Origin of the sequence: Amycolatopsis sp. NPDC098790 (genome assembly GCF_044759945.1) — a bacterium.
Taxonomy (GTDB): Bacteria; Actinomycetota; Actinomycetes; order Mycobacteriales; family Pseudonocardiaceae; genus Amycolatopsis.
On record NZ_JBIWAI010000007.1, the window covers coordinates 565248 to 579687 of the forward strand.

Annotated in this window: 10 protein-coding genes; 3 read left to right on the plus strand and 7 right to left on the minus strand. The window is 69.6% G+C overall.

Annotated elements, in window-relative coordinates; all coding sequences use genetic code 11:
- Nucleotides 1-72 precede the first annotated feature (72 nt).
- Nucleotides 73-1614, plus strand: a complete 1542-nt coding sequence (locus ACIQWX_RS43485; protein WP_400884361.1) for a sensor histidine kinase — start codon at nucleotides 73-75, stop codon at nucleotides 1612-1614.
- A 58-nt stretch (nucleotides 1615-1672) separates the two neighbouring features.
- On the opposite strand, the gene ACIQWX_RS43490 is transcribed toward ACIQWX_RS43485, so the two are convergent.
- Nucleotides 1673-3604, minus strand: a complete 1932-nt coding sequence (locus ACIQWX_RS43490; RefSeq protein WP_400884291.1) for a protease pro-enzyme activation domain-containing protein — start codon at nucleotides 3602-3604, stop codon at nucleotides 1673-1675.
- A gap of 303 nt (nucleotides 3605-3907) precedes the next feature.
- Nucleotides 3908-5044 carry an ROK family protein gene (locus ACIQWX_RS43495; protein ID WP_400884293.1) on the minus strand — a complete coding sequence of 379 codons (1137 nt, stop codon included), beginning with the start codon at nucleotides 5042-5044 and terminating at the stop codon, nucleotides 3908-3910.
- 58 nt (nucleotides 5045-5102) lie between these two features.
- On the opposite strand from ACIQWX_RS43495, the gene ACIQWX_RS43500 reads away from it, so the two are divergent.
- Nucleotides 5103-6335, plus strand: a complete 1233-nt coding sequence (locus ACIQWX_RS43500; RefSeq protein WP_400884294.1) for an MGH1-like glycoside hydrolase domain-containing protein — start codon at nucleotides 5103-5105, stop codon at nucleotides 6333-6335.
- On the opposite strand, the gene ACIQWX_RS43505 is transcribed toward ACIQWX_RS43500, so the two are convergent.
- Nucleotides 6314-8086: a discoidin domain-containing protein gene (locus ACIQWX_RS43505; protein ID WP_400884296.1), complete on the minus strand. Its 1773-nt coding sequence runs from the start codon at nucleotides 8084-8086 to the stop codon at nucleotides 6314-6316. The genes ACIQWX_RS43500 and ACIQWX_RS43505 overlap by 22 nt on opposite strands.
- Before the next feature lie 395 nt (nucleotides 8087-8481).
- On the opposite strand from ACIQWX_RS43505, the gene ACIQWX_RS43510 reads away from it, so the two are divergent.
- The gene (locus ACIQWX_RS43510; RefSeq protein ID WP_400884298.1) at nucleotides 8482-9654 is read left to right on the plus strand and encodes a glycoside hydrolase family 105 protein; all 1173 of its coding nucleotides are present in this window, start codon (nucleotides 8482-8484) and stop codon (nucleotides 9652-9654) included.
- A 55-nt stretch (nucleotides 9655-9709) separates the two neighbouring features.
- On the opposite strand, the gene ACIQWX_RS43515 is transcribed toward ACIQWX_RS43510, so the two are convergent.
- The 4 genes from ACIQWX_RS43515 to ACIQWX_RS43530 all read right to left on the minus strand — a co-directional run bounded on the left by ACIQWX_RS43515 (nucleotide 9710) and on the right by ACIQWX_RS43530 (nucleotide 14402).
- Nucleotides 9710-11191 (minus strand): glycoside hydrolase family 28 protein, encoded by a 1482-nt coding sequence (locus ACIQWX_RS43515; protein ID WP_400884299.1) that lies wholly within the window; start codon nucleotides 11189-11191, stop codon nucleotides 9710-9712.
- 300 nt (nucleotides 11192-11491) lie between these two features.
- On the minus strand, nucleotides 11492-12118 hold the full coding sequence (locus tag ACIQWX_RS43520) for a TetR family transcriptional regulator (protein WP_400884300.1): 627 nt from the start codon (nucleotides 12116-12118) through the stop codon (nucleotides 11492-11494).
- Nucleotides 12119-12142: 24 nt separating this feature from the next.
- Nucleotides 12143-13714 (minus strand): alkaline phosphatase D family protein, encoded by a 1572-nt coding sequence (locus ACIQWX_RS43525; RefSeq protein ID WP_400884302.1) that lies wholly within the window; start codon nucleotides 13712-13714, stop codon nucleotides 12143-12145.
- A 31-nt stretch (nucleotides 13715-13745) separates the two neighbouring features.
- The gene (locus ACIQWX_RS43530) at nucleotides 13746-14402 is read right to left on the minus strand and encodes a hypothetical protein (protein ID WP_400884304.1); all 657 of its coding nucleotides are present in this window, start codon (nucleotides 14400-14402) and stop codon (nucleotides 13746-13748) included.
- Nucleotides 14403-14440 lie beyond the last annotated feature (38 nt).

Genomic DNA, 14440 nt, shown 5'->3' on the forward strand with positions numbered 1-14440 from the left:
CGGTTAGCCGCTGCCGGACAGCCCCCACACCCGCCAGGATTGCCCGGCGAGGCACACCGGGAGGGTTGCGTGGTGCAGCATCCGCGGACACTGGCGATGACCGGCCTGCTGGCGGCTGGTTTCGCGCTCGGCGTCACGGCGTTGACCTTGAAAGCGGGCGAAGGCAGCCACTCCACGCTCGACACGGCGCTCAGCACCGCGACCGGGTTCCTGTTCCTGCTCGCCGGCGCGGTCGCGCACGTGCGGCGCCCGGCCAACCCGATCGGCGTGCTCATCGCGCTCGCCGGGATCGCGGTGTTCCTCGAAGACCTGCAGTTCACGCGCAGCCCGGTGCTGTACACGATCGCCGTGCCGCTGCGGACCGCGTCCAGCCCGGTGATCGCGCACCTCGTGCTCGCGTTCCCGCACGGCAGGCTCCGGTCGCGGTGGGAACGGCTGCTCGTCGCCTCGGCCTACCTGGTGGTGTTCGCGCTGGGCGTGCTCGGGCTGCTGGTCAGCGACGACCCGCGCGACCTGCTGGCGGTCTCGGCCGACCCGGCGAGCGGCCTGCTCGCCGACCGCGTGCTGGAGCTCGCGGCGACGGTGATCAGCGCCGGCGTGATCGTCGTGCTCCTCTACCGGTGGCTGACCGGGCAGCTGCCGCAGCGGCGGCTGCTGTCCCCGGTGATCGCGATCGCGCTGTTCGGCGCGCTCGCGTCCGGCACCGGCACCGCGCTCGGCGACGGCCACCCGCTGTCGGAGCCGCTGCTGCAGGTCTACCGGGTGCTGTTCTGCCTGTGGCCGCTGGCGTTCCTGGCCGGCGTGCTGCGTGCCCGCGTCGGCAACGCCGAGATGATCCGGCTGCTGCTGGAGCGCGACGGCACCGGGCTGGCGGCGCTGGTGCAGGACGACGAGGTGTGGAAGGACAGCCGTTCGATCGACGCGCTCAACGCGGCCGCCGGGCTGGTGCTCGACAACCAGCGGCTCACCGCGGAGCTGGAGCAGCGGCTGGCCGAGGTGCGGGCGTCGCGCGCCCGGCTCGTCGCGGCCGGCGACGAGGAGCGCCGCCGGTTGGAGCGCGACCTGCACGACGGCGCCCAGCAGCGGCTGGTCAGCGTCGTGCTGCTGCTGCGGATGGCCGGTCGCCGGTACGGCCCGGCTCTGCCCACCGAGGTCCGGGCGCTGCTGTCCGGCACGGTCGACGAGCTGCAGACGGCGATCACCGAGCTGCGCGAGCTGGCCCGCGGCATCCGCCCGGCGATCCTCACCGAGGCGGGGCTGGTCGCGGCGGTCCGGTCGCTGGCCGACCGGATCCCGATGGAGGTGGCCCTGACCGTCGGCACGGTGCCCCGGCTGGACTCGGCGGTCGAGGCGACGGCGTACTTCGTGACGTCGGAGGCGCTGACGAACGCGCTGAAGCACGCGCAGACCGACCACGTGAACGTGCGGATCGCCGTCGAGGGCGCCGAGCTGCGGGTGGCGGTCACCGACACCGGTGTCGGCGGCGCGGACATCGAGGGCGGCAGCGGCCTGACGGGGCTGCGCGACCGCGTCCAAGCGCTGGGCGGCGAACTCGCCGTGGTCAGCGGTGACGGCGGCACGGCGGTGAGCGCGGTCATCCCGCTGGGGCCCTGAACGCCGTGAAGGCCCCCTCACCGGGCAAACCGGCGAGGAGGCCTTCACGGATTTTGAACTAGACGAGCAGCAGGAACAGCAGCCCGTTGGGCGTGCCGAGACCCGTCACGTCGTCGTAGCCGGGGGTGGTGTGGATGGTCAGGCCCTGGTAGTCGAGCGTGCGCACCGAGGTGAGCAGACCGTCCGAAGCGTCGACCGAGTTGGCGTAGTCGACGCGCTCCACGGCGGCGTCCACGTGCTTCACGTCGCTGATCGCCGGAGTCCGGGAGGTCAGCTTGTAGATCACGGGGTTGATGAAGCCGTGGTGGAAGTGGTCGAAGCTGTCGGCCACCGCCATGATGCCGGCGAACACCGGCGACGCGAGGCTCGTGCCGCCGATCCGGTACTGGTCGTAGTAGGCGCCGTCCGGGAAGGTCTGCGTCTGGCCGACCAGGAAGCCGGTGTTCGGGTCACCGATCGCGGAGATGTCGGGGACGACCCGGCCCTTGTTGTTGCCGGTCTGGTTCTTCTTCGCCAGCGCGTCCGGGACGACACCCTTCTGGTAGAAGGGCTGCGCGAACAGCCGGCTCGTGCCGCCACCGGAACCGCTGGTGTAGGCCGCGGGGCCGTAGACGCCGCCTGCCAGCGAGGACTTGCTGGTCTCCCAGCCGGTCTCGAAGATCCGCTTGCCGTCCTTGCCGATCGCGATGGACGTGCCGCCGACCGCGGTGATCCACGGCGCCGAGGCGGAGAAGTCCGGCGACGGCGTGCCGAGGCGCAGGACCTCGTCACCGTTGTCGCCTGAGGAGAAGTAGACGCCGATGCCCTCGAGGACCGCCTGCAGCGAGATCTGGTTGAACACCTTGACCTCGTCGGCCGGGATGTCTTCGCCGGTGTCGCCGTAGGAGTTCGACACGATGTCGGCCTTGTGGCCGGCGATCACGTAGTTCAGCGCCACGTCGAGGGCGTTGTCCTCACAGGACTCCCCGCCGACGTACAGGATGTCGGCGCCCGGCGCGAGACCGTGGGCGGCCTCGACGTCGAGGGTTTCCTCGCCGTACCAGCCCGCCGCGTCGCACTGGTCCGGCGGCTCGAGGACCGGGTTCGCCGGGAAGACGTGCTGCTTGAACTGGCTCTGCTTCAGCGGGTGTGCCGGGTCGTTCTTCTTGGCGTACGTGCTCGCGTCGGCGTAGATGGTCGGCGAGGCGAAGGCGTCCACGATGGCGATCGTGGTGCCCTTGCCGTCCGCGCCGACCTTGTCGACGCCGTAGGCCGAGCGCAGCTGCGCCGGGGTGTAGCCGCAAGGCGCGTACGGCAGGTGCTTGCCGTTGTAGGCGGGATCGGTGGTGTCGATCTTCTCGCCGTAGTAGGCACTGCACGGCTTCGCGTTGCGGAAACCGGGGCCGGGCGGGACGTCGGCCGGCGTCGCGGAGCCGGTCGCGTGGTCGGGCTTGAACAGGTTGGTCGCCTGGTCGACGCCGACGACGCCGAGGACGTCGTTCGCCAGGTTCGCCGGCACCGACAGGTTCTTGTCGGCGGCCCGGAGGGTCTGGCCCTTGACCTTGTACTTGGCCAGCTTGACGGCGAACGCCTTCTGCGTCTGGTCGGCGGTGCCGGTGGCCTCGACGTAGGCGCGGTTCGACGGGACGTCGCCGATGCTGAAGCCGTTGCCGGTCAGCCACGACTTGACGGCGTTGACGGTGGCGTCGCTGGCGGCGAAGCGGTCACGCACCTGGTCGGGGCTGAGGTACTGGCGGTAGGTCTTGCTGTCCGGATCGGACACGGCCTGGGCCAGCGCCTCGGCACCGGCGTTGTCGCGCTGGTTCAGGTAGACCCGGAAGCTCAGCTTCGACGCGGGCGCCGTGTCGGCGACCTTCGCCTGCGCGTTCGCCCACAACGGGTGCGACTGCGGAATGTCCTGACGCCCCTGCGCGGACGCCGTGGCCGGCAGGGCGCCGGTCAGGCCGCCCACCACCGCGAGCGAAAGGAGCAGGGTGGAGCTTCTTCGCACAGAAATCTCCCTCTTCGAAAGCGGCCCCCAGAAAATGGGCCTGGAACACCGGACGAGACTAGATCGGTGTTCCGCTCGCGGGGAAGTGCTTGCGGAACCGTTATCTGGTCGCGAATTCACGTGCTCCGGCGCGTGGTACGGAAATCCGATTTGTCGCTCGTATTACGCGAGGAATGAGATTGTATGCGAGGTAAGTCCGATTCATGTCCGTATCGCGGAACACGCGGGTTCGCCTCCTGCCACCTACCAAAGTAGGGTGCTCCGTCCACACCGGACAGTCGAGGGGTGACGGCAGTTCGGCCGTCACGCTCCCAGTCGCCGATCCACCGCCGCCGCGGAGAACACCGATTCGACGACCATCGCCACCGCGCCGCCGAGCGCTTCGCCGCGTCCGCCGATTTCGACGCGGAGGTTCCGCGTCGACCGCGGCAGCGCCCGCCGGTAGAGCACTTCCCGCACGCCGGCGACGAAATGCGGTTCGGCCAGGTCGCCGGCCACCACGAGGACGCCCGGGTTGACCACACAGACGAGCGTCGCCAGCACTTCGCCGACCTGCCGCCCGGCTTCCTCGGCCAAGCGCACGGCCGCCGGTTCGCCGGCCAGGATCCGCTCGCGGACGCCCGAGCCGGACGTCGTCGGCAGGCCCAGGTCGGTCAGCCGCGCGGCGAGCGCACCCCCGCCGGCGACCGCGGCGAGGCAGCCCGTCGAGCCGCAGAGGCAACGCGCTTCGGGATGGTCCGGCAGGCGGACGTGCCCGATGTCGCCGGCGCCGCCGTCGATGCCGCGGTAGACCTCGCCGCCGATGACCAGGCCGGCACCGATCCCGGTGGAGGCTTTGACGACGACGAGCGCGGCGCAGTCCGGGTGGTGGGCGCGATGCTCGCCGAGGGCCATCAGGTTGGCGTCGTTGTCGACCAGGACCGGGGCGTCGATGTGCGCTCGGAGGTGGGTGTCGATGGGGTAGCCGTCCCAGCCGGGCATGATCGGGGGTTGGTTGACGTGGGTTCGGCCGGGTTCTACCGGGCCTGGTACGGAGATGCCGATGCCGCACACCGGCCGTCCGACCTCGGCGAGCATCGCTTCGAACCACTCCGCGGTCCGCCCGAGCACCACTTCCGGACCATCGGCGACCCGCAACTCGCCCGCGCGGTGGGCCAGCCGGCGGCCCGCCAGGTCGGTCACCGCCGCCTCCGCGTGCATCGTGTCGATGCTTGCCGCCAGGACCACCGCGTGCCCGTCGTCGAACCGGAGCTGCCTTGCCGGGCGGCCGCCCGTCGAATCCTCGTAGCCGCCTTCGGTCAGCAAGCCCGCGCCGAGGAGCTGGTCCAGCCGGGCCGTGAGCGTCGTGCGGGACAGGCCCGTGCTGGTCAGGAGCGCTTTCCGGGTGGTCGCCCGCTCGCTTCGGACCAGCTGCAGCAGCTCACCCGCACTCGCCGACATCCTGCCCTCCCGCACTTTTGTCCATTGACAATACACAAGTCGGAGATAGATTGGACATATGGACGTAACACGAGCCGCGGCGGTCCTGGACGGCAACTGGCTCGGCTCGTCGACCGTGCCTTCGCGCTCGCTCTACCCGCACCAGTGGAGCTGGGACTCGGCGTTCATCGCGATCGGCCTGCGCCACTCCGCACCTGCCCGGGCCCGGCGCGAGCTGCTCACCCTCTTCTCCGCGCAGTGGCGCGACGGCCGCGTCCCGCACATCCTCTTCAACCCCGACACCCCGGCCGACGCCTACTTCCCCGGCCCCGCGTTCTGGCGCGCCGGGCGGACGTCGGGGCTCATTCAGCCGCCGGTGCACGCGCGGGCCGTGCTCGCCGTGCACGCGGCCGAGCCCGATCGCACCTTTCTCGCCACGCTGTACCCGAAACTGCGGGCCTGGCACGAGTACCTGCGAACGCACCGGGACGCCGGCGGGCGCGGGCTCGCGGCGATCGTGCACCCGTGGGAGTCCGGAATGGACAACAGCCCGGCCTGGGACGGGCCGCTCTCGCGCGTCACGCCGTCGACCGGGTTCGTCCGCCGCGACCTCGAACACGGCGCCGCCGCGGACCGGCCGAGCGACGAGGACTACGGCCGGTACGTCCGGCTCGCGACGGACTACCGGGACCGCGGCTACACGGGCTTCGGCGAGTTCGCCGTCGAGGACCCGGGCTTCAACGCGCTGCTGGCCGACGCCGAGCTGGCGCTGGCCGAAATCGCCGACACGCTGGATCTGCCCGCAGCCGCCGCCACGCACCGCGAGTCCGCCGCGCGCGTGGCGAAGGCCATGCAGGAAACGTTGTGGGACAACGACTTCTTCTTCGCCCGCGACGTCCGCACCGGCGCGCGATTGCCGGAGTACACGTGCGCTGGCCTGCTGCCGCTGCTGCTGCCCGACCTGGCCGTCGCCCCGGCCCTGCTGGCGACGGCCACCGGGCCGCGCTTCCGGCTCGGGCGCGTGCACGGCGTCCCGAGCCACGACCTGACCGCGCCGACGTTCGACCCGGGCCGCTACTGGCGCGGCCCGTCGTGGGCGAACGTCGGCTGGCTCGTCCGGCAAGGGCTGCTGCACCACGGCGAACACGCCCTGGCATCGCGGCTGGGAGCCGACCTCGTCGAAACCGCGCTGCGGACGGACTTCGCCGAGTACGTGGACCCGCTGACCGGTGCCGGGCACGGTGCCCGGTCGTTCGGCTGGACCGCGGCGCTGACGCTGGACCTGCTGGCTCAGCCCGCCGCGGTGGCGTAGTCCGAACCCACCCACGTCTCGTCGATCCGCAGGCGCTTGTACCGCGTGCTGTCGCTCGATGCCGCGTACGTGCTCGTCACCTGCAAGCGGACGTAGCGAGCCGTCACCGTGGTCAGGTCGACGAACTGGACTCCTCGGTGGCTCGGGAGCGTCCCGGACTTCACCGCGCTTCCCCAGTTCTTGCCGTCGGCCGACACGTACACCTTGTACGCCTTGATCCGCGCTGACTGCTCGCCGTCCGACCGGGCGTAGCTGACCGAGTCCTCACGCTGGTTCAGGCCGAGGTACTGGACCTTCTTCGCCGACCCGAGGTCGTAGTCCAGGTTCACCGGCAAGGTCTTGTTGTTGTCGAAGTACGTCAGGTAGTCGCCGTCGCTTGCCGACTGTCCACTATGGCCACTTGCGGACGCGCTCGCCTTGAGCGTCACGGTCTTCGGGTCGTACACACCCGTGCGGCCGGCCGCCTCGACCTTGAAGACCGTGTCGTAGGTGTCCCATCCGGACAGTCCCGTCAAGGTCAGGTTGCCGCTGCCCTGACTGAACGAGATCGCCGCACCCGTGCGCAAGTTCGTCACCTTCGAGACGCGGTAACCGTTGTCGCGGATCTTCAGCGTGCTGCCTGACGGCTTGGTCAGGACGTGCACGTACTGCGTCGCACCCTTGATCGTGATGACGCCGTGGCCGCCGTCGTTCCAGAAACCCGGCTGCATGCCGCCGTACATGTAGCCGGCTCCTTCCGTGCCGCCGAGCGACTCCCAGATCCCACCGAGGAATCCCGCGGCGAAGTTGTTGAACGCCTCCTGGTTCGACGGGAACTTCCCGTTCACCATCGCCGTTTCGGCCATCAGGGACTTGATCGACGACCCCGAGTTCGTCACCAGACGTCCGATGTTGAGCGCCTTGTTCACCGCCGAGTTGGAGCCGCCGTACCACCACGAGCCGGTGTCGGGAAGCTTGAAGCACGCCTCGGTGAGCCGGGGCATCGCCGTGTACGTCGCCTGCGGGTAGTCGTACGCCGGGGTCATGCCGGTCTTCTGCTCGTTGCTGATCGTGTCCATGATCGGCGTGTCTTCGTTGTTGTTGCTCAGCAAGTAGTCCGGCCGCTGCTGGTAGATCTGCCGGTACAGGTCGTGGGACTCCCAGTACGCGTTGTCGTTGTCGATCCAGAACCCGCCGAGGTCCGGGTAGTTCTTCATGACCTCGAAGAAGTTGTCGTAGCTGAACTGGCCGAAGCCGTCCTGGCTGTCGAGGTCCACGGTCTTGCCCTTGTACTTCGAGTAGCCGGCCGAGTCCAGCCACTCGTGGCCGCCCTCGTCGTGCCACTGGGCGTCGTTGGTCATGTACAGGATGACCTTGAGCCCCTGGGCTTTCGCCGCCGCGACCAGCTCGCCGAGGAAGTCCCGCTTGGTGGTGCAGCTGCCCGGGATCTTCGACGGCCACGCCCGCGAGTAGCCGAGCCGGCTGTGGAACGACGCCAGCACGAGGTAGGACGCGTGCAGCTTCTTGGCCTCGGTGACCCAGTAGGCGGGACTCCACCCGCCGTCGGTGATCGCCTTTTCCCAGGCGCTGCAACTGGTGTAGCCGGGTGACGTGCGCATGCCCCAGTGCAGGAACAGGCCCGCCTGGCTGTCGCGCAACCACTGCTGGGAAGGTTTCCGCAGATCGGCCGCCGCCGGCGCCGCGAGGAGCCCGGCGACGACCAGCAGCGAAGCACAAGCGGCGAAGACGCGGCGCAGGGAACGGGCTGACATCAGCGACCTCCAAGTGGTCTGGTCCACCCGGTGGTGTACTCCTGGTTCGAAGGCCCGGTCAATACTGAGATCCGACCTTTTCCCGCAGTCCCAGCGGCCGGTACATCACCACTACGGCCGATCGGGTTAAATATCTGATATATGAAACGAGAGATCCGATCTCTCTTGACTCGACGTCCCGGGGGCGAGTAGATGTTTCCCCCTGAGAGCGCTTTCGCTCTCCCCCACCGCTCCGGCGACCAGGGCAGCACGCCGCGCCCCACCCCCAGAGCCGGTCGGGATGCCGACGGACGGCGGATCGGCATCCCGGCCACCTTCTCCGCGGGGGCACCTTCGACGGAGGTGCCCCCGTGGAACTGCCCGCTCACCGGGGCCCGTGCACGAAAGGACGTCGCATGTCCGAGCACCCCCCGCGCCCGACCCGGCGCGCGGTCCTGGCCGGCACCCTGGGCGCACTGGGCGCCCTCGCCGCGACGGGTCCCGTCGCGCGCGCGGCCGTCCCGATCGGCGAGGCGCCGCCGGACTGGTCCCGCGCCGTCATCGACTCGACGATGAAGCGCTACACGCCGGACAAGATCGGCGGCTGGGGCTACACCCTCGGGCTGTACCTCTACGGCCAGTACCTCTTCTACAAGCGCACCGGCGAGGAGAAGTACCTCGACTACATCGTCGCTTGGTACGACCGCTTCATCACCGACAGCGGGATCTCCAACAGCTTCACCAACCTCGACTCGATGCGCTCGTGCCAGATGCTGCCGCTGCTGTTCGCCGAGACGGGCCGCAAGAAGTACAAGACGGCGGCCGACCAGCTGCGCAAGCGCTTCCCCGCCTACCCCCGGACGTCCGACGGCGGCATGTTCCACGCCACGAGCAAGGTCGGCCAGCTGTGGGGCGACGGCGTCTACATGGCCCAGCCGTTCCTCGCGCTCTACGGCGCGGCGTTCGACGACGGCGGCTACTGCTTCGAGGAGTCGGCGAAGAACCTCGTCGTCTACTTCAGCCACCTGCGGGAACCGGCGAAAGGCCTGCTGTACCACGCCTACGACGAGGACGGCTCCGAGTCGTGGGCCTCCGGCGCCGGCCACCACTCGAAGTACCACTGGGCACGCGCGATCGGCTGGTTCGGGATGGCGGCGATCGACATCCTCGAGGTGCTCCCGGCGAACCACCCGCGACGGCCCGCGCTGATCGAGATCGTGCGGTTCCTGGCCGCGGGCTACCAGCGCTACCAGGACGCGTCGACCGGCCGCTGGTACCAGGTCGTCGACCGCGGCGGCGACTCGAAGAACTGGCTGGAGACGTCGGCGTCGTCGATGTACACGTTCACGATGGCCCGCGGCGTGCAACGCGGCTACCTGCCGTCGTCGTACCAAGCGGTGGCGGACAAGGGGTACGCCGGCGTGCTGAAGAAGGTGTCCGTCGGCTCGGACGGGCTGACGAACATCACCGACATCGGCGAGGGCACGAACGTCGGCGACCTGTCCTACTACTACGCCCGGGCCCGCAAGACGAACGACTTCCACGGCTTGGGCGCGTTCCTGATCATGAACGAGCAGTATTCGCACTGACCACGCAGGCGCGCCGCAGGAGGGGCCCCGGCTCGCGAGCCGGGGCCCCTTCGTGTCAGCAGTTCGAGCTGGACCCCGACGTGTTGACCCGCAGGGCCGAACCCGACGTCGTCGCCGAGTCCTTGACGCAGTAGCCCGCCACCGTCTGGAAGCCGACGTCGAACGGGCTCTTGCTGCCCTTCTCCGCCGTGAAGCGGTCGAACGTGATGTCCGAGCTGTTGTTCACGATGCTCGCCGGGCGGCCGTCGTCCTTTCCGAATTCGACCGAGCTGTCGACGAACTTGATGCCCGACGCGTAGTGCAGGTACCAGCCGTACGACGGCCGCGTGCCGATGCTCTTCGGGTTGTAGTCGGTCGCGTCGTTGCTCGGCACGCCCGTGCCCATCGTGCCGTTGCCGCCCGGGACGGTCAGGTGGACGCCGGTGAACGTCACGTCGGAGACGCGGTGACCGCTGTCCGCGCCCCAGATCGTCGGGCTGAAGTTCGTGCCCGTGTGCGTGCCGGTGACGTTGTCGAAGGTGATGCCGCTGATCGAGCCGACCCCCGGCTTGTTCCCGCACCGCTTGCGCGTGCCGATCTTCATCATGATCGGCGAGTACGTGCCGGACATCGTGATGTCGCGGTAGTGCACGTCGGAAATCTTCGCGCCGTCCATCGAAACGATGCCGAGACCCGATTTGTGCGCACCGGTGATCGTGATGTCCGAGAACTGGTAACCGGTGAAGTCACCGCAGGTCTCGGACCCGAACATCAGTGCGTTGCAGCACACCGCCGACAGTTTCGCTCCGGTCACCGTCACGTTCCCGTTCGGCAGTTTCGCCCCGAGCGCGTAATCGCTCTTGAACACGAGGGCGTCGTCGTTCGCCGCGATGGTCGCGTTGGTGATCGTGACGTTCGTCGTGCTGATGATGTTCCAGCCGTCGCGGTCGCTCGCCGTGTCGATCGTCAGGTGGTCGGAGACGACGTTGGTGCACCCGTTGATCAGCGCCGCGAAGTGCCCGCCGCGGCGCAGCTTGATCCCGGACAGCGTGAGCCCGTCACACCGGGTGAGCGACAGGATCTTGTCGGCCTCGCCGGACTTCGGGTTGCCGGTGATGAGGTTGCCGCCGCCGTCGATCGTGCCGGCGCCGGTGAACGCGATGTTCGTCAGCTTGTCGCCGAAGAACATCGCGTTGTGGAAATGGCTGTGGCCGTAGTCCTGGTAGTCGTCGTTCGGGTTGGACTCGGGCTTGTCGTAACTGTCCGCGCTCGACCCCGTGATCGTCGCGCCCGCGTCGAGCTGGATCGTCACGTTGCTCTTCAGGTGGACGGTGTTGGCCGACTTGTAGGTGCCCGCGGTGAACCGGACCGTGCCGCCGCCCGCCGCGTTCGCGGCCGTGATCGCCTTGTCGACGGCGCCGGAATCGTTCGCCGACCCGTTTCCCTTGGCACCGTAGTCCTTGACGTCGTAAACGCCGCCGGGTGCGGCCGTGGTGACGCCGGCGCCGGCCACCACCAGTCCCGCCACCGCGCACGAGATCAGCAGGAATCTTTTCACGGGGAACCGCCTTGTCATGGATTCGAGGAAAGCTCGGCATGACGGCGGAGCACTCAGCCTACGAGCGCCGCGAGCGGGGTGTCAAGATCGCCGGAAAACCGTTTCCGCGAGGCCCGGGGGACCCGCGCCACCCCCAGTCGGACGCGGGTCCCCCCGGTGTTCGTGTGGACGGAAAGCGGTGGGGACACCGGGGCCGGCGCCGGCGTCCTTTCGGGATTTTCGCAGTCTACCTTCGCCGGGCCCGGCGAAAACGTGCATTCGTCATGGTCCGGACCATGAATTCGGCATGATCCGGGCGGCTCAGGCGAACCCTAGGCCGGACGTCAGCAGGTGGAACGCCCGTTCGGCCGCCGCGACGGCCTCCGGGTGCCGCCGGGCGGCCGGGACGCCGGCGGCGACCGCGTCCATGTTCGCCGTCGCGAGGGTCCGGCGGACCGCCGCGATCTGCGCCGCGGCCAGCGCGGCGTCGAGCGGCGGGACGCCGGCGTCGGCGAGCGCGGCGGCCAGCGCCGCTTCCCCGGCGGAGGTGAACTCCGCCAGCCGCGCGACCAGCGCCGGCGTGCCGGTCACCAGCCGGAACACCTCGAGCACCGCGGGCTCGTCGCAGAGGCCCGTGATCGGCGACCGCTCTTCGAGTCCCCGCAGGAACGCCTCCCGCAGGGCCGACAGCGCACCCTGCCCCGCCCGGCGCGCGCGGACGACGTCCGCCGCGTCGGTCTCGTGGTCGGCGAACCGGTGCAGCACCAGGTCCTCCTTGGACGGGAAGTAGGCGAAGAGGGTCCGTTTGGACACTTCGGCCACCCGAGCCACCTCGGCGACCCCGACGGCGTCGAACCCGCGCTCCAGGAAGAGCGCGATCGCCGCCGTCGAGATCGCCGCCCGCGTGCGGAGCTTCTTGCGCTCCCGCAGGCCCAGTTCTTCGGTCACGTCACGCAGCGTAGCGGAACCGCTTCAGACCTGCTGGAGCCCGGGCTTCCCCGCTTGCACTACGTAGCTGCGATCGTTCTTGATCACCACCGACGCGGGGTCGTACACGCTGGTGTCGGACGTCGTCATGAAGTCCGCCCGCGTCTGCGACGGCGTGGTCGTGACGCGGACGTAGCCGCGCTCGCCCTTGCAGTACTTGACGTGCGGGTTGTTCGCGTACCAGGTCGAGCTCGGCGGGCTCGCGGTGTCGCTGTTGCTCGTGACCGACGTCGTGACCAGCTCGGAGCCGATGACCGGGTCGCTGTGGTCGAAGTAGTCCAGCCGCAGGTCGGCCGCCCAGTGCCGGTGGACGTCGCCGGTGAGCACGACCGGGTTGGCGACCTTGCGGTCGACCCAGCCCTGCTGGATCCGGTTTCGGGAGGCCTCGTAGCCCTGCCAGGAGTCGGGGCTTTCGCAGGTGGCCTTGTTGCCGTCGCCGTCGCGCGTGGCGAAGAAGACCTGCTGGCCGAGGAAGTCCCACGTGGTCGGGTGCGCTTCGAACTGCTTGAGCAGCCAGGCTTCCTCGGTGCTGCCGAGGATGCTGCGCGAGGTGCTGCGCATGTCCGTGCAGGCCGGCCCGGCGTCGCCGGAGGGGTCGGCGACCTGGGCGCTGCGGTACTGGCGCGTGTCGAGCATGTGGAAGCGGGCCAGGTTGCCCCAGACGAACTGGCGGTACAGCTGGATCGACGAGCCGTTCGGCTTCGCCGTCGAGCGGATCGGGGTGTTCTCGTAGAAGGCCTGGAACCCGGCGGCCTTGCGCGCGGCGGTGGCCGGCGAAGTGGTGCCGTTCCAGTTGTTCATCACTTCGTGGTCGTCGAACACCACGATCCACGGCGCGATCGCGTGCGCGGCCTGCAGGTCGGCGTCGGTCTTGTGCTGGGCGTGCCGGGCGCGGTACTGCGCCAGCGTCGTCACGTCCTCGGTGAAGGCCAGGCTGCGCGGGTTGCGCTCCTTCGCCGTGCGGCCCGACTTCTTCTCGTAGATGTAGTCGCCGAGGAACAGCACCAGGTCCGGGTCGTCGGCCACGATGCCCTTGTACGCGTGGTAGTAGCCCTCCTCCCAGTGCTGGCAGGAGCTGAAGCAGTACTTGAGCTGGTTGACCGCGGCCCCGGCGGCGGGCGCGGTGCGCGTCCGGCCGACCGGCGAGATGTAGCCGCCGGTCTTGAAGCGGTAGAAGTACTCCCGCGCGGGCTGCAGGCCCACCGGTTCGATGTGGACGCTGTGCGCGGCCGCGCGGACCGCGCTCGCCTGGCCGGTCTGGACGATCGAGGTGAACGCCTCGTCGTTCGCGATCTCCCAGTCGACCGCGTAGGTCGCGTCCGGCATGCCGCCGAAGCCGTCCGGGTTGAGCGGCGCCGGCGCGAGTCTCGTCCACAGCACCACGCTGTCGGGGAGCGGATCGCCGGAGGCGACGCCGAGCTGGAAGGGGTCGTGGATGGCAGGAGCGGCCGCGGTGGTGCGGGCGTTCGCCCAGGACGGTAGCGCGGCCGACGCCGCGGTGGCGGTGACCGCGGCGAGCCCGCCGAGCAGCACCTTGCGCCGGTTGAGGTCAACCATGTCGGAAAGCCTTTCGGGAAGGGAGACGCGGTCAGGCCGCGAAGTCGGTGATGCCGTCGCTGCAGGACTTCAGGTCCGGCTTGGCGGTCGTGTAGTTGGCGACGCAGACCTTGTAGAAGACCCAGCCGCCGTGCGGGACGCTCACGGCCTTGTCGACCTTCGTGCCCTCACCGGTGGAGTTCCAGACGTAGAACGGCCCGGCGCCGCCCTTGAGCCAGTACGCGACGACGGCGGAGTAGCCGTCGGCGTTGGTGTCGTAGACCAGGAAGTGCGAGTCGGACGAGCGGTACTGGCCCTCCCCCGCGCACGCGTCCGCGCACTGGCCGCTGCCCGAGCCGACCCCGCAGTCGGGCGCGATCCGCTGGTCGGAGCCGGTGTAGACGTAGGTGTCCGAGATGTACCCGCCGAGCGCGGGCACGTAGTCCCACAACGTGCTCGTGCCGTAGGTCCCGGTCACCGAAGCACCGTTGGTCTGGCAGTCGATGGTCACGGACGCGCCGTTCGCGACGGTCTTGACGGCCGTGGCGCTCGCGGTGGGCGCCCGGCGGACGTTGAGGGGGTCACCGGCGGTCTTGACGGTGCCGGTCGCGGCAGCCGACGCCTCGAGCGCGCCGCCCACCGCGAGCGCGCCGGCCGTCGCGAGCACGACCCCTAAGCCGGCCATACGCCGGAGGTTCGAACGCTTCATGGCGGGAGCGTGACCGGGGCTCGTACACGACTCGTACA